The sequence below is a fragment of the Algoriphagus taiwanensis genome (genome assembly GCF_036245645.1).
GTDB classification, from domain to species: Bacteria; Bacteroidota; Bacteroidia; order Cytophagales; family Cyclobacteriaceae; genus Algoriphagus; species Algoriphagus taiwanensis.
Map to the genome: position 1 here is coordinate 33,671 of NZ_BTPE01000011.1, position 23,935 is coordinate 57,605.

A 23,935-nucleotide genomic window follows, 5' to 3' on the forward strand; every position below is an offset into this window, starting at 1 on the left:
CTTAGATGTTTTTCTGTTTTAACTGTTCAACGATGTAATCTGAGGTTCTCCAAGACAGGGCCAAGATGGTCCATGTTGGGTTTTTGTCTGCTTGAGATACGAAAGGTGCAGCATCTACCACAAAAACATTTTTGCAGTCGTGGGCTTGGCAGTTGGAGTTGAGCACGGAGGTTTTGGGGTTGTTACCCATTCTGGCAGTACCCACCTCGTGAATGATTCGTCCCGGTGCGGCTAGCCCGTACATGGTTTCAGGTCCAGGCTTTTTGCCCAAAAGGATAGCCCCGGCATTGGTCAGGATTTCTTCGAAGGTATCCTGCATGTGCTTGGCTTGCTTGATTTCCTGATCCGTCCACTTGTAGTGGAATCGAAGGACCGGGATTCCGTATTTGTCGACCACATTCGGATCGATTTCGCAGTAATTGCTATACTGAGGGATACTTTCTCCCCGACCGGACATTCCGAGCGTGGAGCCGTAAATTCTGCGGATATCTTTTTTCAATCCTTCACCATAGCCGCCGGCAGGACTTGGATTGCCAAATTCATCCTTGAGGTATTTTCGCATCGTATCCATTCCATTTCCGGCACCATAAGCAGGCTGACCCATTCCTCCCCAATATTCAATATGGTAGCCGCGGGCAAAGTCCAGTTTCTTATTGTCCAGCCACCAAGGAGTGTACATGTGCATGCCTCCCACGCCGTCTTCGTTGTAGCGATCTCGGTCGATCAAATCCGGCATGATGCCCATCCGGTCTGCTCCGGTGGAGTCGTGCAAGTATCTTCCCAAGGCATCCGAATCTCCACCGATCCCGTTGGGATGGGATTTGGACTTGGAGTTCATCAGTATTCGGGAGGATTCGCAGGCGGAAGCTCCCAAGACCACTACCCGGGATTTGAGCTTGTACTCTTTCATATCGATTTTGGACACAAAAGACACTCCTGTCGCCAATCCCTGATCGTTGGTAGTGACCTTACGCACCATGGAGTGGGTGTAGAGATCCACTTTTCCTTTTTTCATGGCAGGGTGGATCAAGCAGGTCCCGGCGGAGAAATCCGCATAGGCCTGACAGGCACGATTGCACTGATTGCAGAAAAAGCAAACTCCCCGTTCGTTATTGATCGGTCGGGTGAGCATGGACAGACGTCCCGGAATCATCGGAATGGCTGCCTTGTCTGCTCCTTTTTTGATGAAAAGCTCATGTAGTCTTGGCTTGGGAGGAGGGAGGAAAAATCCATCCGGCTCGTTGTAAATGCCCTCTTTGGAGCCAAAAACCCCAATTAATTTATCTACTCTGTCGTAGTAAGGCTTCAGGTCATCATAGCCAATGGGCCAATCATCTCCCATGCCGTCAATGCTGGCACGCTTGAAGTCATTGGGACCAAATCTCAAAGATATCCTTCCCCAGTGGTTGGTTCGTCCGCCGACCATTCGGGAGCGGAACCAGTCAAAGGAAGTCCCGTCCTTGCGGGTGTAGGGTTCTCCATCGATATCCCATCCTCCGATCGCCTGGTCAAAATCACCAAAAGGTCGGATTCGAGTTCCGGCTCCTCTTCTAGGAGATTCCCAAGGTGGTCTCAACTGGGTCCGATCTTCCTCTTTTGCCGGATCGAAATCACCACCGGCCTCTACCACCGCCACGGAAAGGCCAGCCTCGGAGAGGACTTTGGAGGCCATTCCTCCTCCTGCACCAGAACCGACGATGATCACATCGTAGCTGTCTGGGGTTTCTTTGATTTGAAAGCTCATTTTTAAAAATTTTAATGAAGTCGAAAATATAGAGTAAAATTTTCGTGAATGGAAGTCAATTTTTCCAATTTCGAAAATTACGTTTAAGGATAGGTTATTTCCTGTCTCGATTCAATTTAAAAAATCGTCTCAAAAAAATAGCCTCCAATTACAGAGGCTATTTATGGATTAGATATTTTCTTCTATAAAAGGCCAAACCGTCCCAAATACAATCTGATGACCTTCCTCGGTTGGGTGAATCCCATCCGGAAGATTAAGTTCAGGATTGCCGGCCACTCCTTCCAAAAGGAAAGGGATCAGTGTGACATTTTTCTCTTGTGCGACTGCAGGATAAATTTTCATGAATTCATCCGTGTACTCCTGCCCCATATTCGGTGGAATCTGCATTCCTGCCAAGATGATTTTGGTGTCCGGATACTTGCTTCTGACTTTGTCAATGATGGCCAAAAGGTTTTTCTTGGTTTCGCTGAGTTGGATGCCTCGCAATCCGTCATTTCCTCCCAATTCCAAGACGAAAATGTACGGCTCCTCTTCCAGAAACCAGTCCAATCGGCTCAAACCTCCCGCAGTGGTTTCCCCGCTAAGTCCCCCGTTGATGACTTTATAGTTTTTGCCCAGGCTGTCTATTCTCGCCTGTACCAAACCGGGAAAGGCATCCTCCGGGTCAATTCCATAGCCCGCAGTAAGACTGTTGCCAAAGAAAAGTATCACTTGGTCCTTTTCTTCCGGAATTTCCGCCGAAGTCTCTACCTGTTCTGCAGTTTGGGTTTCTGAGGTATTTCCTCCGCAGGAAAATAAAACCAAGGAAGTGGACAGGAACAGTAAAAAGGGGAGGACGGACTTTTGTATTTTCATTTTGTGAGTGATTTATCTTTAGAAAGGAATTCTGAGAAAAAGGTTCAGATTGCTTTCTTCAAAACCTGAAATTTTCCTTAAAAATAGCTTTTTCCTCGTTGGTCGAGCAAATCTCCCCGTCTGTCGAGTCCACTTGGCCTATGCCGGGGAATTTTATTTTCTTTACATGGGTTGAAGTGTCAGGTTTTTATTTGGCTAACCAATTGGCCTCAACCGAGTTTCTTTTCTACTTATCGCCTATTTACATTCCATGAGCATATTAGCTATCCACAATCTTTCCAAGACCTACCAAAGCGGCAACCGCAAACTGACTGTCTTGGAAAATGTCAATTTTGAAATTCAAGCCGGTGAGATGATCGCCATAGTCGGGCCCTCCGGAAGTGGTAAAACCACCCTTTTGGGGCTCTGTGCCGGGCTGGATTCCGGATCCACCGGATCGGTAGTATTAAACGGGAAAGCCCTCGAAAACCTCAATGAAGATCAGCGAGCCGCAGTCCGCAATCAGGATGTGGGCTTTATTTTTCAAAACTTCCAGTTGCTCCCGACCTTGACTGCCCTGGAAAATGTGATGGTTCCCTTGGAATTGAAAAAAAGGAAAGATGCCCGACAAAAGGCCTTGGAGCTTCTGGAAAAAGTGGGTTTGAAGGACCGTGCCACGCATTATCCCACTCAGCTTTCCGGAGGAGAGCAGCAGCGGGTTTCTATCGCCCGGGCTTTTGCCAATGAGCCGAAAATTCTTTTCGCCGACGAACCCACCGGAAACTTGGATACCGAAACAGGCGAGATGATCGAGAAATTGATTTTTGACCTGAATAAGGAAAAAGGAACTACGCTGGTTTTGGTGACACACGACTTGGACCTAGCTGCCAAAACCCAGCGAATCATCCATATCAAGGGAGGAAAAATACAGGAGGACGCCCATGCCTGATTTCAATTGGATTTTGAAAATGGCGATGCGGGATTTTCGGAAAAATCTCTCCCGCCTTCTGCTTTTCGTGTCCTCCATCGTGGTGGGGATCGCAGCATTGGTTGCGATTAGCAGTTTTGGAGAAAATCTGGTCAAAGACATAGATAATCAGGCCAAGGAGCTTTTGGGGGCGGATTTGGTGCTGGAAAATAATAAACCTCTAGGCGATCAGGCCTTGGATTCGGTAGCCGTACAGTTAGCCTCCGAGGTTAATTTTGCTTCCATGGTAGCTTTTCCTGCCAAAGATGCCAGTCGACTGACTCAGGTTCGGGCTTTGGAAGGGAATTTTCCTTTCTATGGAAAATTGGAAACCGTGCCCGTCGAAGGCGATGCTGATTTTAGAAGTGGAGGCAAAAAGGCCTTGGTAGAAAAGACCCTCATGGCGCAATTTGATGCGCAAGTTGGGGACTCAATCAAAGTCGGTGCGGTCATGTTTCAAATCGTCGGGGAACTCCAAAAAGTCCCCGGACAGACCGGAATTACTGCTACTGTGGCCCCCGCGGTGTACATTCCCCTGGCTTACTTGGAGGAAACAGGGCTGGTGCAATACGGAAGCCGGGTAGAATACAATCGATATCTCCAGTTTACTCCGGGGACAGATGTGGAAGAACTGATCAAACCCTACGAGAACCAATGGGAGATCGATCGAGTAGATGCCGACACCGTGGAGGACAGAAAAAGATCCACCGGCCGTTCGTTTGGCAACTTGTCCAACTTCCTGAGCTTGGTAGCCTTTATTGCTTTGCTTTTGGGTTGTGTGGGTGTGGCTTCGGCTGTCAATGTTTTTGTCAAAGAGAAATTGGCATCTGTGGCAGTACTCCGTTGTTTGGGAGTAGCGTCTCGGGATGTGTTATTGATTTACCTGGTCGAAATCTTGGTCATGGGGCTTTTTGGAGCCCTGATCGGATCGATTTTGGGCACCTTGCTTCAGTTTGTCCTTCCTGCGGTATTTGCAGATTTCCTTCCTGTGGAAGTTACGGTGGGAATTTCATGGATGTCGGTAGGTTTTGGATTGGTGACCGGTCTTTTGGTCAGCGTTCTTTTTGCTTTGCTACCGCTTTTGAAAGTGCGGAATGTCTCTCCAATGGCCACTCTGAGACCAGAGACGGCAGATTCCACCTTGCTGAGGGATCCTGCCCGCTGGGCGGTAGTTCTTGGGATTCTACTCTTTATCTTCGGTTTTAGCTTTTACCTCTTGAAGCAAGTAGCCTGGGCTATTGGCTTTACTGCGTTTGTTTTGGTTGCTTTTGGAGCGCTTTGGGGAGTGGGAAAAATGATCATGTGGGCAGTGAGACGGTTTTTGCCGATTACCCTTAGCTATCCTTGGAGACAGGCTTTGGCTAATTTGTACCGACCCAATAACCAGACGATTTCCCTGATTGCCACCATCGGATTGGGAACGGCAATGATCAGCACGCTCTTTTTCCTCCAAAACCAATTACTGGAGGAGGCCAAGTTTGCCGATAAGGAAGATCAGCCTAACATGCTGATGTTTGACATTCAAACTCCTCAACTCTCGGATGTCAAGTCCAAAGTCACCGACAGAAAGATGCGAATCATTCAGGAGGTGCCCATCGTGACCATGCAGCTCAATGAGATCAACGGGATTGACAAAAAAGAAAATGAGGAGCTTCCGGATGAGGAAAACTACAGCAGATGGCTTTACAATCGGGAGTTTCGAGTGACTTACAGGGATACTTTGATTTCTTCAGAAACTCTGACTTCCGGAGAATTGATTCCATTGGGGGCCAAAGGAGACAGTGTTTTTGTTTCTTTAGAAAAAGGATTTGGTGAAGGAAATGGGATGAAAATCGGAGATGAGTTGATTTTCAATGTGCAGGGTCGTCCGATCAAAACGTACATTGGCAGCTTCCGGGACGTCAAGTTCAATCAGGTATCGACCAATTTCTTGGTGCTTTTCCCAAGCGGTGTTTTAGAACAGGCTCCGAAATTTCATGTGATTATCACCAAAACTCAAAACGACCGTCAGGCGGCCGATGTGCAGTCGGAAATCGTGCGTGAGTTTCCGAATATTTCCATTATCAATCTCGGAACCATCGTGGAGACGCTGGAAGATATTTTGGGAAAAATCAGCTTTGTGATCCAGTTTATGGCCTTTTTCTCTATTGCTACAGGGATTTTGGTTTTGATAAGTTCGCTGATCATCAGTAAGTATCAACGGATGCGAGAAAGTATTTTGCTCCGTACGCTTGGGGCAAGTTCCGCAATTGTAAGGATAATCAACACGCTGGAATACTTCTTCTTGGGTAGTTTGGCTTCCTTGTCAGGCATTTTACTTTCATTCATGGCCACTTTCCTTTTGGGAGAGTTTGTTTTTGAAATGAATTTCTCATTGGCTTGGAAAGAAGGGTTGATCATCTATCTGGCCATTACCGGGCTTACTATTGTCTTGGGCTGGCTGAACGGAAGAAGAATCATCAATCAGCCTCCGATGGAGATTTTGAGAGGGAATGGATAAGATCTGAACCCAAAAAATAGATTGAGCCTCTGGAAACGGAGGCTCTTTCGTTTTTTTCGAAAATAAGATCAGGCTGGTTTTTTTTGAATTTGTGTTTATCTTCCCAAATCAATGCTAAGCCCATGAAAACCAAGTTGTCAGAAAGTGAAAAAGCTCCCCTACATTCGATTGAGGATTGGGAAGATGACCTGTTGATTCGCTATCCCGAGCCTAAATCCAAACAAGAAAAAGCAAAAGAGGATTACCGAAACTACCACGATTCGGAGCGCGTGAATACCGTCAGGGAATTTTACCGGCTCAACCATACCTATCAGACTTATGATTTTGTAGTCGAAAAGGAAAGAGAGTTTCTCAAATTTGAGAAAAAGGAAATGCCTTTCTGGGATGCTGTAGATTATCTGAATACGCTGGTAGATGACTCTGACCCTGATACCAATTTGGATCAATTGCAGCATTTGTTACAGACTTCGGAGGCTATTCGGGCAGATGGTCATCCCGATTGGTTTGTTTTGACCGGATTCATTCATGATTTGGGAAAAGTACTCTGCCTCTTTGGAGAGCCTCAGTGGGCGGTGGTAGGGGATACCTTTCCTGTTGGGTGTCAGCATTCAGACCGGATTGTGTATCCCGAATTTTTTTCGCTTAATCCCGATTCTGAAGATGAGCGATTCAATACCAAATATGGTGTGTATTCCCATCACTGTGGATTAGATCAGGTGAAGATGTCATGGGGGCATGATGAGTATTTGTATCAGATGTTTAAAGACTACCTACCCGAACCCGCCCTGTACATGATTCGCTATCATTCATTTTATGCGCAGCACAGAGAGAATGCATATGATCATCTTCTCAATGTTCATGATCGGGAGATGTTCAAGTGGGTGGACAAGTTTAATCCTTATGACCTTTATTCCAAGGTGCCTGTTCCACCTGATTCCAAGGCGCTAAGGCCGTATTATGAGGATTTGGTAGCCAAGTATTTGCCTTCAGTCCTGAAGTTTTGAATAGTTATAGAAAATAGTCATGGGGGGATGAGGAAATCATCCCCTTTGTATTTGTCTGGCTCTAAAGCAATGTTCCCCTAATCTATGTTGACCGTTTTATCCTTTTTGGGCTTCACTTTCTTGGTAGCTTTTTTCTCTTGGTACAAACTCAGAAAGGAAAACCTAAAGTCCCGAGACGGATATTTTTTGGGTGGCCGAAGTCTGACAGGTGGGATCATTGCGGGTTCCATGATTCTGACCAATATTTCCACAGAGCACCTTATCGGGATGAATGGATCCGCCTATAAGAATGGCATGATCATCATTGCCTGGGAGGTGACCTCTGCCATAGCCTTGGTCATTGCTGCACTTTATTTTTTACCCATCTATCTCAAAATGGGCTTGGCGACCATTCCCCAGTACCTTGCTTATCGCTACGATGAGACTACCAAGACCCTAGTGTCTATTTTACTGATGCTCTCCTTCGTTTTTACCTTACTTCCCATCGTGCTTTACACCGGAGCCATCAATCTGGAGAGTCTTTTTACTATTTCTGAAGTTTTTCGAGTTAGTCAATCTCAGGGTATTTGGATTTCGGTTTTGGCAATCGGAGGGATAGGTTCAGTTTACGCGATTTTTGGAGGATTAAAAGCTGTCGCTTATTCGGACACCCTAAACGCGATCGGCTTGGTCGTAGGAGGTTTGGCTGTTCCATTTTTTGCTCTTTGGGAAATCGGAGATGGGAATTTGGGTCTGGGAATAACAAAAGTGTATGAAGCCGTTCCTGAAAAATTTTATGTAATAGGCTCAAAGGATTCTGTTTTGCCTTTCAGCACGCTTTTTACCGGGTTGATGATTAATCAGCTTTATTTCTGGGGAATGAACCAAACGATCATTCAGCGGGCTTTGGGGGCAAAAAACATGGCTGAGGCGCAGAAAGGGCTTTTGTACACCGGAATATTCAAAATTTTGATCCCTTTGATCATCGTTTTGCCGGGAGTCATTGCCTTTTACTATTTCGGGGAGGACTATTTTGGGGAACAGGATATGATTTACCCCATTTTGGTGAAAAAAGTATTGCCTGCAGGTCTTATCGGATTTTTCGCTGCGGTGGTATTGGGGGCAGTGTTGAGTACGTTCAATTCGGTTTTGAATTCTGCTTCGACCATTTTCAGTTTGGATATATACAAAAAGGTTATTCGACCCAGTTCATCGGAGCTTCAGCTGGTCAGGGTGGGGAAATTTGTTTCCTTGATTTTAGCGATTACCTCGATTTTAATTGCACCCATGGTAGCTAATGCACCCGAGGGGCTTTATCAGCTCATGCAGCAGTTAAATGGAATCTTTTTTATCCCCATTGCCTCGGTTCTATTGGCTGGATTTTTCTGGCCAAAGATCTCTGCTGCCGGTGCAAAAGCAGGTTTGGTAGTGGGGATGTCCTTTTACCTGGCCACCACTTTTATTCTTCAGCTAGATATTCATTTTGTCCATGTCTGGGGAATTGAGTTTTTACTCAATCTGCTGGTGATGTATCTGGTAAGTTTGAAATACCCTTCAAAAAAGATGGTCCAATTTACCTCGGGACCGCTTAGTCTTCAAAGCTGGAGATACGCTAAACCCCTTTCCATCCTTCTTTGTGTGGTGACGGTGTTGATTTATTGGTTTTTGGGGAGGTAAGAGAGGGTGAAAAATGAAACTCCCTTTAAAACTATTAACCATGCAAATTGAAAGTTTAACTTTCAATTTGCATGGTTTTTATTTGATCGAGTGCAAATTAAAAAATAGAGGACAAGATTTTTTCCGCTAGACTTCATTTTAGATAGTCTCTTTTGGGTGAAAAAATCTGTTGAAATCCGTATTTTTTTTCTGTGTAAATCTGTGGGAAAGATTTAAAACAGTAGAAACAAAAAAAGCCCGCATAACTGCGAGCTTTGTCAATGTACCCAGGGCCGGAGTTCCCGATCTCCGCTTCGCTACATCGGGATAAACTTCTCCTCCGGCAGGATTAAACAAAAAAAGCCCGCATTGCTGCGAGCTTTGTCAGTGTACCCAGGGCCGGAGTCGAACCGGCACGAGTGTAACCTCATTGGTGTTTGAGACCAACGCGTCTACCAATTCCGCCACCTGGGCATTTCAATTGTCTCCATTCCTTGCTGAACGGGCTGCAAATATGAAAACAAAAATGATTTCCTACAAACTCACTTCTCCACTTCTTGCATTTTTTTTACACTAAATGCCTGTGGTTTTTCTGCAAAAAGGGCTTTGGTGTAGCTCCAGACAGATTTAAAGAGCTCAGAATCACGATAGTTATTCAATGCATCTTCGCTTTCCCAATAGCTATAAGTCATGAAAATATTTTCTTCAGAAAAATCTCTCCACAGCTCCAAATGATGACAACCGGGGAAATTTCGGATCGCTTTTTTGTTTTTTTCAAAGTTTTCCAGAAATGACGAGACCTCTTCGGGTCGGAAAACCATACGGACGATTCGGGTGAGCATCAGTTTTCGAAATTTATATAGACCACGCTATCCCGCTTAAGTCCCAGCAGATTTCCAGCATGTCCATGGTTGATTCCGATTTCCAAAAGATTCAGACTATTGAAAAAGGCATAGGGATCGCCGAGTTCCACCTGTCCATACCCTTTTTGCAGGCGCTGCACAGATTCCCGGCCAAACTGGATAGTGAATTTCCCCGGATTGAGCTTTTCAAAAACCTCCCGCTGGATATTGGTGATCAGGTTTCCATAGCGATCGATTCGAATCACATGGCCTAGGATGTGTTCACGTGTTGCCTTGGCTTGTCGGGACATAAGCTTTCGGAAGCCTTTCAAAGGACCTCCAAAATCATGGATAGCAGCTCCGCTTGCCACTTTGGCAGCAATCGGGGCGAGAATATCTTTGGTAGGAAATGGGGTGTCCTGAAGATGAATGTCCGCAAACTGCACCATAATTCCCGGCTCTTGCTCGGTAATCAGGCTGAGGATGCCATTGTTTGGGCAGATGAAAATATGGTCTTCAAGCTTGGCTCCCATATATCCCTGAGTCAAATCATCAGCAGTATTGATCCCGACTAGGTGTACGGTGCCTTTTGGAAATTCGCGGAAAACAGACTTAAGCAAAAAAGCAGCGTGCTCGATCTCGAAAGGCTCGATATCGTGGCAAATATCTATGATGTTCAGTTGCGGATTGATGGAAAGCATTTTGGCTTTGACAGCCGGTACGTAGTAATCTTGGTCCCCGAAATCAGAGAGGAAAGTAACCAATGCCATAAGAGCAAGTCTATTAAAATTGTGTAATTTTGTTTGTAAGGGATCGAACAAAAATAGAAATTTTCTTCTTTTGCCCTTGAGCCATATCAAAATCAACAATCAGTTTGGTCGAAAAAGTAATCACATTAGAAAATATCCCATTGCCTGAATTTTTGGGCGCTGCCAATGAAAATATCCGGCAGCTTTCTCAGGCTTTTCCTCAAAGTAAAATCATCTCCAGAGGGAATGAAATCCGAATTCAGGGTGGAGCGCCGGAGATTCTCCGAATCAATGACGTAATCAATTTGCTCCTCGAGCATTTCGATAGATTTGGTCATCTGACCCCAGAGAATGTCAAAGATTATCTGGATGTAGAAGGAATCCCTTTTGCTGAAGCTAGTAGAGATCAAGTGATTGTCTTTGGTAACAAAGGCTTGGTCATCAAGCCTAAATCTCCCAATCAGCGAAAATTGGTGGAAGCTGCTGTAAAGAATGATCTGGTTTTTGCTTTGGGGCCTGCCGGAACGGGTAAAACCTATATTGCTGTCGCATTGGCTGTGCGGGCATTGAAGAATAGGGAGGTCAAGCGGATTATTATTACTCGTCCTGCTGTTGAAGCTGGGGAAAATCTCGGGTTTTTGCCTGGAGATTTGCAGGAGAAACTTGATCCCTATTTGCGGCCAATCTACGATGCCCTTCAGGATATGGTGCCACCTGAAAAGCTCAAATACTACCAAGAAACCCGGGTGATAGAAATCGCCCCCTTGGCTTATATGCGTGGGAGGACGCTCCACGATGCCTTTGTGCTTCTGGATGAAGCCCAAAATACCACGAGTGAGCAGATCAAGATGTTTTTGACACGGATGGGACCCAACTCCAAGGTGATTATCACCGGAGATCAGACTCAGGTAGACTTGCCAGTACGCCAGAAATCAGGACTTTCAGAGGCTCTGAGAATTCTGAATGATGTTAAAGGAATAGGAATTGTCAACCTGAGTGGGAAAGACGTCATCCGGCACAAATTGGTGAAGGCCATCATCGAAGCCTACGAGAAAAATCAGGAAGAAAAAGATCAGCAGCGCCATGAGTCTTCAGGTCGAAAAAATTTCTAACGAATCCACTTTTGAGCAGGCGGTTCAAATTCGGGAGCAGGTTTTTGTCATTGAGCAAAAGGTGAATAAAGCCAACGAATACGACCAATACGAAGGGGTTTCCACCCACTTTATAGCCAAATGGGATGGGGCACCTGTAGGAACTGCCAGATGGAGATTTACAGAACAAGGAATCAAGTTGGAGCGCTTCGCCGTCCTTAAAGAATTCCGAGGAAAAGGAGTAGGCCAAGGACTGGTTCAAGCTGTATTAAAAGATATTCAATCCAATAGTAAAGCTGAGAGAAAAGTAAAGTATCTTCATGCACAGTTGGATGCAGTTCCACTTTACGAGAAATTTGGTTTTGAAAAAATTGGAGATAGGTTTGAAGAATGCAATATCCAACATTTTAAAATGCAATTGGCCTAATCTTTGTTTAATTTAGTTTACCAACGAAAAGCATATGAAAAAATATTTCCTCTCCCTCCTTTTTGCGGTCATGACTGCAGGGATGGTACAAGCACAACAGGTCATCTCCTCCTCTTCATCTTCCAATCCAAATCTTGGAAATTTTGAAAATGAGGTAAAGATCAATTTTCTCAATTTGATTCTTCTTGGGTCTTTTGAGGTTGGTTATGAGCGATTTTTGAGTGAAAATCACTCACTCGATTTGCAGCTTCATATCAATGATCGCTTTGGATACAACAGTCAGGGCAACGGGAAGAATTACAAAACCAATGCGGTTCAAGCTGGAATGAATTTTTACTTTGGAGATAATCCCAATGGAAGATTTCATCTGTATCCATTTATGAAATTCAGATTTGGTGACTTCGAAGAGCCTGGGGACGGAGGTGTAGTAACCACAGACATGACCGCCTTTATCTTCGGTGCAGGCATAGGTTACAAGTTTGAAGTCTCTGAGCACTTTGCTTTTGGGCCTTATGCAAGCGTAGCCCGAAACTTCAGTGAGGCGGTAAATGATAAATTTACCTCTATTGAGTTCAACGGAGGCTTTAGCCTTGGTTATCGATTCTAAGATTGACTAATCCTTTGAAAAAGAGCCCTGAAGGGTTCTTTTTTTTGCCTCATTTTTTCTAAATTAAAGCTTTAATTTTTCAGAAAATGAGATTTGGCGACTTTCCATTTTTGCGCTATCTGCCTTTTTTGATAGGCGGGATACTTCTCGGAAAGCTATTTCCGCTTCAGTCTCTGTTGGCTCCTTCTTTTGGCTTACTAGGGTCAATTTGGATGACTTATTTGATTTTCCTTATCAAGAAAAATCTGACCTTTCGTCCACCGTTTGCACTTTTGGCCTACACTCAATTGCTATTGCTTGGCTTTGGTCTTTCACTTTGGAGCCAAAAAACCAAATCAGAATCTCCAACTCCCTTTTCGACAAATTCACTGGGTTACCTAGCAGAGGCTCAGAAGTTTGATTCAGAAAAACCCAATTCCCGCGAGAATCTGGTAAAGATTCTGGCAATTAAAGATTCCACTAGCTGGAAAAGGGGGGATGGAAAAGTCTTGGTTTACCATCAGGATTCCCTTCAGATTCGGCCCGGAGACCTTCTTTTTATTTCCAAAATTCCTGAAGAGATATCTCCTCCTAATCTTCCTGATGAGTTTGATTATCGGGCATTCTTGGCCAAAAAGGGGATTTCTTACCGACAATTTATCGGTAAAAATTTCCGGGTGATGGATTCCTTGCCTCATGAGTCTTGGAGGTTTGGCATGGATCGCTTAAGAAACTTTTTTTCTGAATCTATTGAGGCAAAAGTACCCTCATCCGATGCCCGACAGATTGCTCAGGCGCTTCTACTGGGGCAAAAAGAAAACCTGGACAAGACTTTGCGCAATTCCTACGCCGAGACGGGTACCATGCACATTCTAGCCGTTTCAGGTCTTCATGTCGGGATTATTTACTTGGTTTTGCTTTTCCCTCTTCGCCTTATAAAACTCAAAGGAAAACCCGAGAAGCTGTATTTGATTGCTGTGATTGCGATCATTTGGATTTATGCTGCATTGACCGGGCTTTCCCCTTCGGTGGTAAGGGCTTCTACCATGTTTTCCCTCTTTTCCCTTGGGCAAATGAGACAGCGAAGACCTTCAATCTGGAATATTCTGGCTTTCTCGGCCATGATTATGATCGCTTGGGATCCGGATGTCCTCTTTGAAATCGGCTTTCAGCTTTCCTATGCCGCTGTGGCCGGAATTGTCGCTTTGCAACCCCTGATTGTAAAATGGTGGCTTCCACCGAATAGGGTTTTGGAGTACTTCTGGCAATTGGCCGCAGTCAGTATCGCGGCTCAGTTAGCGACTTTCCCACTTTCTGTTTACTATTTTCACCTGTTTCCAACCTATTTTCTATTCGCCAACTTGGTAGTTGTACCCTTGGCTTTTTTAATTATGGCTGTCGGATTGCCTTTCTTGGCTTTCAGCTGGGTATGGGGAGTAGGGGATGTGTTGGGCTGGGCGATCGATGGATTAATCCGAGTTCAGATTTGGACGGCGGAGTTCTTTCAGAGTTTGCCTTTCGGGAGCTTAGACCGATTGACTATTTCCATTTCCGGTATGCTTCTGGTTTGGGTGTTGCTTTTGATTTGGGGGAATTGGGAATGGGGTGACCGGAGAAAATTAACAGCGCTTTTCCTTCTGGTATCGGCTGTATGGATTGGTGAAGGAATAATCAGAGAATCGAGAAAGCCTGCGAGGTCTCTATGGGTTTTCGCTGGAGAAAAAGGACTCCTTTTGGAACTGCAATCAGGTGACCAAACCTTATCGTGGAATCAAAGTTTTCCTCTGGATCAGCTGGGCTTTTCTATCGATCCCAATCGAATTCAGGAAGGTAGAAGTCGCTTTCCGGAACCATTGAAAGCAGTCTTCTTGGATTCAATTTTTAGGGTTCCCGGTTATGATTTTTCTTTTTCAGTAGATCAAAAAAGGATTTTCTGGGATAAGGAAAAGCCAAAGTCAATTCGCTATTTTCAAGGCAATAAAGTGGAATCGGGTCAGATAGCAGAAAGCATAGTGATCGATGAAACAGGCTTTCGGGTGATTTTCTGAAATCTTTTTTGACCTTGGGATTTTCTGACCCAACTTTATCCCAACAACCCAAATAGAATGGAAAAATTAGTAGTAATAGAGGTAAAAGAACGGATAGGTTGGATTACACTCAACCGGCCGGAAAAAAGAAATGCCATGAGTCCCGAACTGATTGCCTCCCTTTCCGAGGCCTTGGAGGTACTTGCTGGCAATTCGGAAGCTAAAGTAATCGTGCTCAAAGCAGAAGGAAAAGCCTTCTGCGCAGGAGCAGATTTAGACTACATCCGACAGCTGCAGAATTTTACTTTCGAGGAAAACTTGGAAGACAGCAGGAGGTTACTTGACCTCTTCAAGAAGATCTATGAATTCCCCAAGCCGGTGATTGCTCAGGTTCAGGGGCACGCCTTGGCAGGAGGATGTGGGCTGGTTACCGTCTGTGATTTTGCTTTTTCGGTGCCGGAAGCACTTTTTGGGTACACCGAAGTGAAAATCGGCTTTATTCCGGCCTTGGTGTCAGTGTTTCTTGCTGAGCAGATTGGACAGGCCAAAGCCACAGAACTCTTGCTTTCCGGAGAGTTGATTTCTGCAGAAAAAGCTGCCGAACTGGGCCTGATTACTCAAGTGGTGGCAGATGGGGCTTTGGAGCAATTCACTGAGGAATTTGCTCAAAAGCTGATTCAATCCAATTCCGGCCGAGCAATGAAAGAAACTAAGCGCCTTCTTCGATCCCTTGGAAAACAGCAAAGAGATGAAGCACTAATCGCAGCTGCAGAGGCCAATGCCCGAGCCCGTGCCAGTGAAGACTGTATCCAAGGTATCGCTGCTTTTTTGTCCAAAACCAAACTCGTTTGGTAGGTGGAAGATCAACTGAGTCATATTCTCCGGCAGGTTTTTGGATTTGAGGACTTTCGTCCGGTCCAAAAGCTAGTCATTGACTCGGTCATTTCAGGTCAGGATACCCTGGCGATTTTACCTACGGGTGGGGGGAAAAGCTTATGCTATCAGATCCCCGGATTGGCAAGGCAGGGCATTTGTCTGGTGGTTTCTCCTCTGATCGCTCTGATGAAAGATCAGGTGGACAACCTGAAAGCAAAAGGCATCAAAGCAGCTGCGATATTTTCAGGAATGAGCAGCAGGGAAATTGACACCACTCTCGACAATTGCATTTATGGAGATTACAAGTTCCTGTATGTTTCCCCTGAGCGGCTGAAGACCGAGCTTTTCATCGAGCGCTTCAAGCAGATGAATGTCAATCTCATTGCAGTGGACGAAGCCCATTGCATTTCCCAATGGGGGTATGATTTCCGTCCCAGTTATCTGGAAATAGCCAAAATCCGTGTTTTTCATCCCCGAGTTCAAGTCTTGGCACTGACCGCCTCAGCCACTTCGGAGGTATGTAAGGATATTCAGGAAAAGCTGGAAATGAAATCCCCAAAGGAGATTCGGCAGAGCTTCGCAAGGAAAAACCTCAGCTACAGTGTCCGGCAAGTGGAAAATAAGCTGGAGAAAGGAGTGGAGATCCTGAATAAAATCCCCGGTACAGCGATCTGGTATGTGCGAAACCGACAGGGCACTCATCAGATTGCCAAGAGTCTGCAGCAATTGGGGATATCCGCAGCGGCTTACCATGCAGGCTTATCCAATGAAGACCGTTCATCGAGACAGGAGGCTTGGAAGAAGAATCAGATACGGGTCATGGTCAGTACCAATGCCTTTGGGATGGGGATTGACAAGCCCGATGTCCGTGTGGTATTGCATAGTGATCTTCCGGAAAATCTGGAAAACTACTACCAGGAAGCCGGACGGGCGGGGAGAGATGGCGCCAAAGCCTTTGCGGTGCTGATGGCCAATGAGCAGGATTTTGAGCAGGTGATGAATCGCTCGGCCCTAGTCTATCCTCCGGTGGAGTATTTGCGAAGAGTGTATCAGTGCTTAGCCAATTACTTTCAGCTGGCTGTGGGGACCAATCTGATGAGCAGTTTTGATTTCGTGATCTCGGATTTTTGCGACACCTATCAATTAGGGGTTTTGGAAACCTTCTATGCGCTCAAAGTACTTGAGGAGGAAGGGTTCATCGAACTCAGTGAGAGTTTTTATGTCCCATCCAGGATTCATTTTTTGGTCAATCCTACAAGACTCTATGAGGTTCAGATAGCCCATGCCAAGCTTGACCCGGTGATCAAAGTGCTGCTCAGGACTTATGGAGGCAATCTTTTTTCAGAATATCTCAAAATTCAGGAAAATAAGCTGGCTAAAGTTCTGGAAATGAGAGAATCAGAGCTGGTAAAGGCCTTGCGACAACTTCATCAGCTGGAAGTCATGGATTACGATCAGCGAAAGGATAAGCCCCAGCTTACTTTTCTCACCCAACGCTACGATGCGGGAAAGCTTCCGCTCAACTTTCAACGGATCCAAGCCCGAAAAGAACTTACCTTGGAAAAGGCCAAGAGTATGGTAGAATATGCGCATCAGGGGAGAATTTGCCGATCCAGATTCATTCAGGGCTATTTTGGGGAAATGACCGAGGAAGATTGCGGAATCTGTGATGTTTGCATTGCAGGCAAAAAAGCCAAGATTCCCGAAAAGGTGGAAGATTGGCTTACCGGGAAAATTTTGGAAACTTTAGCCCAAAGTGGAGAGTTAACTGAGGGAGATCTTTTGGGAAAAATCAACAAACCCGCTAGCCCTCCTCATCTCCAACTCATCCGTCAATTGATCGATCAGGGAAAAATCGTCAAAACCAAGGAGGGAAAACTGAAACTGATTACCCATGGCTAATTTCCTGGATGATTTATTTAAGAAACTGTTCAAACCTTCGGACAATGCGCCGATGAAGGTGAAAGAAAACTTTGTCATCCAAGAGGAAGATCAGCGGGATTTGGAAGACTGGATGGAGTCTGCGGAATGCCAGCGATACTTTGATCTGGTTTTCAGAAACTATCATTTCAAACGAACCCAAATCAATGAAAGGCCCCAAGTACATATTCTGCAGTCGCCTTATGCCAATGGTTTTGCAGTGACCTATGATGAGCCTTTCGATTTTCAATCCTTTTCAAGGATTTTCTTGGCTTTTAGCCGACGTATTTTAGATTTGGGATATCATCAGGTCAGTTTGGACCGAAAATTTGAAGAAATTAACGAACAGGTGAAGGTGACTGAGAAGTTTTATTTCAAGCCGCCCTTGCAAGTACCCAAGGAAGGGGAGTTGATTTCTCAGCTTTTTGGGAATGTGGCCCTGGAAAAAGTCTCGATTGACAATCAACCCAGCTATATCAAATGCCTGGCGACGGTATATTCCGATCGCCTGTACCAAGATGCCGGCTCCTTCGATCAACTGATGGATGGCATCTTCAAAAAAAACAACAATGGATAGACTCAGTCTGAGAAATCAACTTCAGGTTTACAGAACACCCTACGAGGAAGAATCTCCCTTTATCGCCGATTTTCTGGAGCTTACCCAAGACCCTTTGGCTTACAAAAGAGAAAGGTTGGAGGGGCATTTCACCGCCTCGGCTTGGATTGTCAATAAGAAACGAACCCATACTCTTTTGACCTTGCATCGCAAATTGGGTCGATGGTTGCAATTGGGTGGACATGCCGACGGAAACGAAAACCTGATCGAGGTGGCTATGAAAGAAGCTCAAGAAGAAAGTGGTCTTCAAAGTCTGCGATTGGTTGACTCCACCATTTTTGATCTGGACAAACACATCATCCCAGAGCGTCCGCATGTGCCTGAGCATTTTCACTTTGATGTTCGATACCTTCTGGAAGCGGATATTCAGGAGCCTTTGCAAATCTCCGAGGAGAGTATTTCTCTTGCTTGGATTGCTTTTGATTCTGTGGTGGATATGATCGGATACAATCCTTCCATTTTGAGGATGTTGGAAAAAACCAGTAAATCAGAAATACTTCTTTAATGCCTAAGGTCAATCCTGCAGAAATCCGCTCTGCCTTTACCTTTTCCAAACCGATTCAAGTCCGTTTTTCGGATATCGACGGATACCTTCATGTTAATAATGGCATCTATTTTAGCTATTTCGAACACGCGCGGGCGGTTTTCCTCTATGAAGCCTGTGGCTGGAATGTGCTGACTGTAGGAACTGTGGTGGGTAGAGTGGAGATCGACTACCTGCGTCCCATCCATATGGAAGATCAGGTGGAAGCCTTGGTCCGATGTACCCGAGTAGGCAATTCTTCCTTTGATTTGGATCAATATCTGGTAGGCAAAAACGCAGCGGGCGAAGACCTCGTTTTTGCAAAATGCAAGTGTATTCTGGTCTCTGTGGATATGAAAACCATGAAGCCGGTACCGGTGCCAGCCGAATACCGAGCCAAATTGGAGCAGTCCTAAGCCCCAATTGCCTATCTTTGCGCAAAAATTACCCTCCCGTGAGAAAACTCTGGATGATTTCCCTGCTTTTTGCAGGTCTTTGGGCATGCAGTCCCAGTGAAGAAGAATTGTTGAAAAATGGCATGCAAAAGATGGATTCCCAGGCTTGGTCGGAAGCTGTTCAGGTTTTTGACCGATTGCTTGAGAAAAATCCTGCTAACGCCACCGCGCTCAATGCCAAGGGTGTTGCTCTTTTTCAACAGGGGAAAATTGAAGAAGCTATCCCTGTATTTGATCAGGCCATCACTGCCGATTCTACCAGCTACAAGCCTTGGTTTAACCGGGGCAATGCCAAGATGGAGTTGGAGAAATACAAAGAGGCCTTGGCAGACTTCAACATTGCCAGTGCTTTGGATGCCAGCCAGACTGATATTTATTTCAATAGAGGCACTGCACTTCTAAACATGGAGGAATACGAAGATGCCTTGCTTGACTTTCAGGCTGTGTTGGAATCAAATCCAAATCAGGCGGATGCACATTTTCGAAAGGCAAAAGCCGAATTGGGGATGAATGATCCGCTTCACGGACTGGAGTCCTTGACCAACACGGTCAATCTAGATCCCAAAAATGCCGAGGCGTATTACCTATTGGGTGTGACTCGAATGAGTGCTTTGGGTCAGAAAAGTGAGGGCTGTGCCGACCTGAAGATGGCGCTATCCTTGGGCTATTCACAGGCAGAAACCTGGATCAAAGACTTCTGCGAAAATTAATTCATGGCTGAAATCGGAAAAGATATTGCCCAAGCCCGGTATTTTTTGGAAAATGGCCAACTCGTGGGGATTCCCACTGAGACCGTCTATGGCCTTGCCGGTGATGCCTTGAATCCCGAGTCAGTCGCTTTGATTTTTGAGACAAAAAATCGTCCCAGTTTTGATCCTCTCATTTTGCACACCTCTTCTTTGGAAAGAGTGGAGGAGTTTGTTTCGGACTTTCCTGAGAATCTGAAAAAACTAGCGCATGCTTTCTGGCCAGGTCCGTTGACCTTGCTTTTGCCCAGAAAGCCGATCGTTCCTGATTTGGTGACATCGGGTTTGGAGCGGGTTGCGGTTCGTGTTCCAAAGCATTCATTGACTTTGACTTTGCTGGAATCTCTTGATTTCCCTTTGGCAGCTCCGAGTGCCAATCCTTTTGGCTACATCAGCCCCACAGCTCCAGCCCATGTAGAGGCCCAATTGGGAGATAAGATTCCTTACATACTTGATGGTGGGGCTTGTGAAGTGGGTTTGGAAAGTACAATTGTAGGTTTGGAAGGAGAGGAAGCGGTGATTTACCGCCTGGGAGGATTGGATATTTCGGAAATCGAAAAGTTGATTGGCCCGGTAAATGTAAAAGATCACAGCTCCAGCAATCCAGCCGCTCCCGGTCAGTTGGAGAGCCATTATGCACCGAGGAAGCCGTTTCTTTTGGGAGATTTGGAAAAGCTGGTTTCGGAAAAAAAGAGAGAAGGAGTGAAGTTTGGTGTGCTGAGTTTTGCCAAACATTTCCCGGAAATAGAAAATCAAATGACCCTGAGTCCGGAAGCCAACCTTCATGAAGCTGCCAAAAATCTCTTTGCAGCCATGCGGACCTTGGACCAAAGCCAAGCTGAAGTGATTTTGGCTGAGTTGATGCCTGAAACTGGATTGGGAAGAGCAATCAATGACCGGTTGAGAAGAGCTTCAGTCAAATAACTCCTAAGTATAATTTCGATTACTTTCTCAAAAGACAAATTTTTCAATCTTTCAATTTTTGAATCTTTCGATCATCCTATCCATTCAATCGATTACGGAATTCCTATCCAAAGAATTCACAAATTGATCGCAGAAAAAGGCCAAGAATTGCATGAAATTGGCTTAAATTCAAACTCTTTTTAAAAGATGAATTTGAAAAACCATTAAACTAATCTTATGAGTTCAACCGTAAAAAATGTCGATAGTCTGAGTTTTGCAGGGAAGAAAGCACTCGTTCGGGTGGATTTCAATGTGCCTCTGGATGAGAATTTCGCTGTCACTGACGATACCCGTATTCAGGCAGCTATTCCCACTATCAAGAAAATTTTGAAGGATGGAGGATCTGCTATTTTGATGTCCCACTTGGGCAGACCAAAAGGTGGGCCCGAAGACAAATATTCGCTTAAGCATATTGTATCTGCTGTAGAGGCTGCTTTGGGTCAAAAGATCAAGTTTGCCGGCGATTGCATCGGTTCTGATGCGGCGAAATTGGCAGCAGGACTTGGTTCTGGTGAAGTGCTTTTGTTGGAAAACCTTCGCTTCTACAAAGAAGAAGAAAAAGGGGACAAGGACTTTGCTGGCAAACTGGCGAAATTGGGTGATGTGTATGTGAACGATGCATTCGGTACTGCACACCGGGCGCATGCGTCTACAGCCGTGATTGCTGAGTTTTTCAAGGACAAAGTAGCCGGATACCTTATGGAATCTGAGCTGACCAATGCAGATAAAGTATTGGATAAAGCCGAAAGACCTTATACTGCCGTCATGGGCGGTGCCAAGATTGCGGATAAAATCCTGATCATCGAGCGTCTGTTGGACAAAGTGGACAATCTGATCATTGGAGGAGGGATGTCCTATACTTTTGCTAAAGCGCAAGGTGGGAAAATCGGAACTTCCCTTTTGGAGGAAGATAAGCTGGACTATGTATTGGAATTGATGCAAAAGGCGAAAGCAAAAGGTGTTAATCTGATTTTGCCAGTGGATACCGTGATTGCAGATGCCTTTGCCAATGATGCCCACCAGGACTTGGTAAGCAGCGGAGAGATTCCTGATGGCTGGATGGGCTTGGATATCGGGCCAAAGACAAGAGAGCTTTTCGGGAAGACGATTTGGGACTCCAAAACCATTCTTTGGAATGGACCGATGGGTGTGTTTGAAATGGAGTCTTTTAACAAAGGGACTATCGCAATCGCGGAATATGTGGCTCAAGCCACCCAGAAGGGGGCTTTCTCCCTGATCGGAGGAGGTGATTCTGCCGCAGCAGTGAATAAGTTTGGATTTACCGATCATGTATCCTATGTCTCCACAGGAGGCGGTGCCTTGCTAGAGCATATGGAAGGAAAAGTGCTTCCGGGAGTAGCTGCATTGGCAGAATAATCAAAAATTTACTTCAAGAGCAAAGAGGCTGTCTTAAAAGTGAAGTTTGTCACATTGAGCGAAGTCGAAATGTCGTCCAGAAAGCTGGAAATGGCCTTCGACTCCGCTCAGGCTGACAACGAAACGATTTATGAGACAGCCTCTTAATTTTTTATGATAATAAAGGCCTTCCCAAAAGTTCAAATTTTGGAAAAGCTTAAGGTTCAGAAATTCAACTCCACCATCACCGGAAAATGGTCCGAGGGGTACTTTTTCCCATAATTATCAGTCAAAATCCCGTGTCGGATCACTTCGATTTTTCCGGATGCAAAAATGTGATCTATGATTCCATCAGGCATCTTTTCCCAATCAAAACCTGTAAAGGTTCCTTGTGGGCCATAGGAAGGAATTTTTGAAATCAGGCGGGCATCCTGCCAGTTGGGGTTGGAAACAATGGTTTCGTAGGCGGGATTGTCAGGAGTCACATTGAAGTCACCCATCCAAATCACGGGAAGGTTTTCTGTATTGATTTTTTGAATTTGAGCTGCTACCAGTTTGCTGCTTTCTTCTCTTGCCTGCTGTCCGATGTGATCATAGTGGATATTGAACACATAAAAACGAGTCCCTTCTTTACTCTTGAACCTTCCCCAAGTGCAAATCCTATTCAAGGCTGCATCCCAGCCTTTGCTAGGCTGCTCAGGGGTAGGAGAAAGCCAAAAAGTCCCTGAATCTTCCAATTGATACAAATTGGGGTCAAAGTGAATCGGTGAAAACTCACCTTTTTCCTTGCCGTCATCCCTGCCTACTCCAATAGATTGAAATCCCAATCCTTCATTGATTTGCCGTAATTGATGAACCAAGGTTTCTTGTGTTCCAAAGAGCCCAATTTGATGAAACTGAATCAAATGAATGACATGGGGAGCTCGGTCTTTCCAGAGATTGCCTTCATCGTTGGGATTGTCCCAACGGATATTGAACGTAGCGAAGCGGTGGGTTTGGGCTGAAACAGGGACCACTAACAGTAGGAAAAGTAATCCTGCTAGCAGCGAGTGGATTAAGTTGGGTTTTGAAGTCATGATGAACTTATTCGTGTAAAAAGGCTTATTGATCTAGAAAACGCATGCTATTTTAAAATTATGAAAACCATTGATCCCAAAGAACTCAAAACCCAAGATTTGCAGGCGATTTTGCAAGGTGCAGTTGCACCAAGACCTATTGCTTTCGCCAGTACTGTTGATTTGGAAGAGAATGTGAACCTCAGTCCTTTCAGCTTTTTTAATCTTTTCAGTGCCAATCCTCCGATTCTTGTATTTTCTCCCAGTCGAAGAGTGAGGGACAATACTACCAAGCATACCTTGGAAAATGTGCTGGAAGTGCCAGAAGTGGTCATTCACATCGTCGGCTTTGATCAGGTGGAGCAGATGTCTCTGGCGAGTACAGAATATCCAAAAGGAGTCAACGAGTTTCAAAAAGCAGGGCTTACGGCTGTAAAGTCTGACCTAGTTGCACCACCTCGCGTAAAAGAGTCTCCGGTAGCTTTTGAGTGCCGGGTAAATGAGGTCAAATCACTCGGTGACCAAGGTGGAGCGGGAAATTTGGTGATTTGCGAGATTCTAAGAATTCATCTCGATGAGCGGATTTTGGATGATAAAGGAGCGATTGACCCGAATATTCTTGCTCCGGTTGCGCGATTGGGAGGTAGCTGGTACTCCAAGATTACTCCGGATTCCCTTTTTCAAATCCCTAAGCCACTGACTACTTTGGGTATCGGGGTGGATCAGATTCCTGAGGAAATCAGAACCAGTTCTGTACTGACAGGAAATAATCTGGGACGCTTGGGAAATGTGGAACAATTGCCTGCCAAAGAGGAAGTGGAAAAGCTTTCCCAGTCATCAGAAGTTGAGGAGATGCGAATTCGATTCCAAAATGACGCGGATTCTTGGACGGATCATTTGCATCGTTGGGCCAAAGAGGAACTGGATGCCGGGAATGTGGACCTCGCTTGGAAGATTCTCCTACAAAAGCCATAAAAGTAAAATCCCTCAAATTTTCGAATTTGAGGGGTTTTTGTTTT

At 45.2% G+C, this 23,935-nt stretch carries 22 protein-coding genes and 1 tRNA gene; 17 read left to right on the top strand and 6 right to left on the bottom strand.

The window, feature by feature from the left end:
- Position 1 precedes the first annotated feature (1 nt).
- The gene (locus AAA938_RS14770; RefSeq protein ID WP_338229513.1) at positions 2-1,744 is read right to left on the bottom strand and encodes a GMC oxidoreductase; all 1,743 of its coding nucleotides are present in this window, start codon (positions 1,742-1,744) and stop codon (positions 2-4) included.
- 168 nt (positions 1,745-1,912) lie between these two features.
- Positions 1,913-2,599 carry an arylesterase gene (locus AAA938_RS14775; protein WP_338229514.1) on the bottom strand — a complete coding sequence of 229 codons (687 nt, stop codon included), beginning with the start codon at positions 2,597-2,599 and terminating at the stop codon, positions 1,913-1,915.
- Positions 2,600-2,849: 250 nt separating this feature from the next.
- Between AAA938_RS14775 and AAA938_RS14780 the strand changes: the two genes are divergently transcribed.
- The 4 genes from AAA938_RS14780 to AAA938_RS14795 all read left to right on the top strand — a co-directional run bounded on the left by AAA938_RS14780 (position 2,850) and on the right by AAA938_RS14795 (position 8,705).
- The gene (locus AAA938_RS14780) at positions 2,850-3,527 is read left to right on the top strand and encodes an ABC transporter ATP-binding protein (protein WP_338229515.1); all 678 of its coding nucleotides are present in this window, start codon (positions 2,850-2,852) and stop codon (positions 3,525-3,527) included.
- Complete coding sequence (locus AAA938_RS14785; RefSeq protein ID WP_338229516.1) at positions 3,520-6,045, top strand: ABC transporter permease; 2,526 nt, start codon at positions 3,520-3,522, stop codon at positions 6,043-6,045. Before AAA938_RS14780 ends, AAA938_RS14785 begins: the two co-directional genes overlap by 8 nt.
- A 122-nt stretch (positions 6,046-6,167) precedes the next feature.
- Positions 6,168-7,049, top strand: a complete 882-nt coding sequence (locus tag AAA938_RS14790; protein ID WP_338229517.1) for an inositol oxygenase family protein — start codon at positions 6,168-6,170, stop codon at positions 7,047-7,049.
- A gap of 84 nt (positions 7,050-7,133) precedes the next feature.
- Positions 7,134-8,705 (top strand): solute:sodium symporter family transporter, encoded by a 1,572-nt coding sequence (locus tag AAA938_RS14795; RefSeq protein WP_338229518.1) that lies wholly within the window; start codon positions 7,134-7,136, stop codon positions 8,703-8,705.
- A gap of 369 nt (positions 8,706-9,074) precedes the next feature.
- Here AAA938_RS14795 and AAA938_RS14800 read toward each other — a convergent pair.
- The 3 genes from AAA938_RS14800 to AAA938_RS14810 form a co-directional block, all read right to left on the bottom strand.
- Positions 9,075-9,158 (bottom strand) — tRNA-Leu (locus tag AAA938_RS14800).
- A 68-nt stretch (positions 9,159-9,226) separates the two neighbouring features.
- Positions 9,227-9,526 (bottom strand): putative quinol monooxygenase, encoded by a 300-nt coding sequence (locus AAA938_RS14805; RefSeq protein WP_338229519.1) that lies wholly within the window; start codon positions 9,524-9,526, stop codon positions 9,227-9,229.
- Positions 9,526-10,296, bottom strand: a complete 771-nt coding sequence (locus AAA938_RS14810; RefSeq protein WP_338229520.1) for an SAM hydrolase/SAM-dependent halogenase family protein — start codon at positions 10,294-10,296, stop codon at positions 9,526-9,528. The genes AAA938_RS14805 and AAA938_RS14810 overlap by 1 nt, the downstream gene beginning before the upstream one ends.
- A 104-nt stretch (positions 10,297-10,400) precedes the next feature.
- Between AAA938_RS14810 and AAA938_RS14815 the strand changes: the two genes are divergently transcribed.
- From AAA938_RS14815 to AAA938_RS14870, 12 genes are all read left to right on the top strand, one after another.
- Complete coding sequence (locus AAA938_RS14815) at positions 10,401-11,387, top strand: PhoH family protein (RefSeq protein ID WP_338229521.1); 987 nt, start codon at positions 10,401-10,403, stop codon at positions 11,385-11,387.
- Entirely contained in the window at positions 11,359-11,793 is a 435-nt protein-coding gene (locus AAA938_RS14820) for a GNAT family N-acetyltransferase (RefSeq protein ID WP_338229522.1), read from the top strand. The genes AAA938_RS14815 and AAA938_RS14820 overlap by 29 nt, the downstream gene beginning before the upstream one ends.
- A 34-nt stretch (positions 11,794-11,827) precedes the next feature.
- A complete protein-coding gene (locus AAA938_RS14825) occupies positions 11,828-12,400 on the top strand; it encodes a porin family protein (protein ID WP_338229523.1) in 573 nt (190 codons plus the stop codon).
- A gap of 86 nt (positions 12,401-12,486) precedes the next feature.
- Entirely contained in the window at positions 12,487-14,427 is a 1,941-nt protein-coding gene (locus tag AAA938_RS14830) for a ComEC/Rec2 family competence protein (protein ID WP_338229524.1), read from the top strand.
- A 57-nt stretch (positions 14,428-14,484) separates the two neighbouring features.
- Entirely contained in the window at positions 14,485-15,261 is a 777-nt protein-coding gene (locus AAA938_RS14835; protein ID WP_338229525.1) for an enoyl-CoA hydratase/isomerase family protein, read from the top strand.
- On the top strand, positions 15,262-17,184 hold the full coding sequence (locus tag AAA938_RS14840; protein ID WP_338229526.1) for a RecQ family ATP-dependent DNA helicase: 1,923 nt from the start codon (positions 15,262-15,264) through the stop codon (positions 17,182-17,184).
- Positions 17,177-17,779: a hypothetical protein gene (locus tag AAA938_RS14845; protein ID WP_338229527.1), complete on the top strand. Its 603-nt coding sequence runs from the start codon at positions 17,177-17,179 to the stop codon at positions 17,777-17,779. The genes AAA938_RS14840 and AAA938_RS14845 overlap by 8 nt, the downstream gene beginning before the upstream one ends.
- Entirely contained in the window at positions 17,772-18,323 is a 552-nt protein-coding gene (locus AAA938_RS14850) for an NUDIX hydrolase (protein WP_338229528.1), read from the top strand. The genes AAA938_RS14845 and AAA938_RS14850 overlap by 8 nt, the downstream gene beginning before the upstream one ends.
- Positions 18,323-18,757: an acyl-CoA thioesterase gene (locus AAA938_RS14855; RefSeq protein WP_338229529.1), complete on the top strand. Its 435-nt coding sequence runs from the start codon at positions 18,323-18,325 to the stop codon at positions 18,755-18,757. The genes AAA938_RS14850 and AAA938_RS14855 overlap by 1 nt, the downstream gene beginning before the upstream one ends.
- Positions 18,758-18,795: 38 nt before the next feature.
- Positions 18,796-19,506, top strand: a complete 711-nt coding sequence (locus AAA938_RS14860; RefSeq protein WP_338229530.1) for a tetratricopeptide repeat protein — start codon at positions 18,796-18,798, stop codon at positions 19,504-19,506.
- Between the two features lie 3 nt (positions 19,507-19,509).
- Positions 19,510-20,466, top strand: coding sequence for an L-threonylcarbamoyladenylate synthase (locus AAA938_RS14865; protein WP_338229531.1), 957 nt, complete (start codon positions 19,510-19,512; stop codon positions 20,464-20,466).
- Between the two features lie 216 nt (positions 20,467-20,682).
- Positions 20,683-21,882 (top strand): phosphoglycerate kinase, encoded by a 1,200-nt coding sequence (locus AAA938_RS14870; protein WP_338229532.1) that lies wholly within the window; start codon positions 20,683-20,685, stop codon positions 21,880-21,882.
- Positions 21,883-22,085: 203 nt separating this feature from the next.
- Here AAA938_RS14870 and AAA938_RS14875 read toward each other — a convergent pair whose 3' ends face one another.
- Complete coding sequence (locus tag AAA938_RS14875) at positions 22,086-22,937, bottom strand: endonuclease/exonuclease/phosphatase family protein (protein WP_338229533.1); 852 nt, start codon at positions 22,935-22,937, stop codon at positions 22,086-22,088.
- 60 nt (positions 22,938-22,997) lie between these two features.
- Here AAA938_RS14875 and AAA938_RS14880 point away from each other — a divergent pair, with 60 nt between their 5' ends.
- Positions 22,998-23,891, top strand: a complete 894-nt coding sequence (locus AAA938_RS14880; RefSeq protein ID WP_338229534.1) for a flavin reductase family protein — start codon at positions 22,998-23,000, stop codon at positions 23,889-23,891.
- The last annotated feature ends 44 nt before the right edge of the window (positions 23,892-23,935 follow it).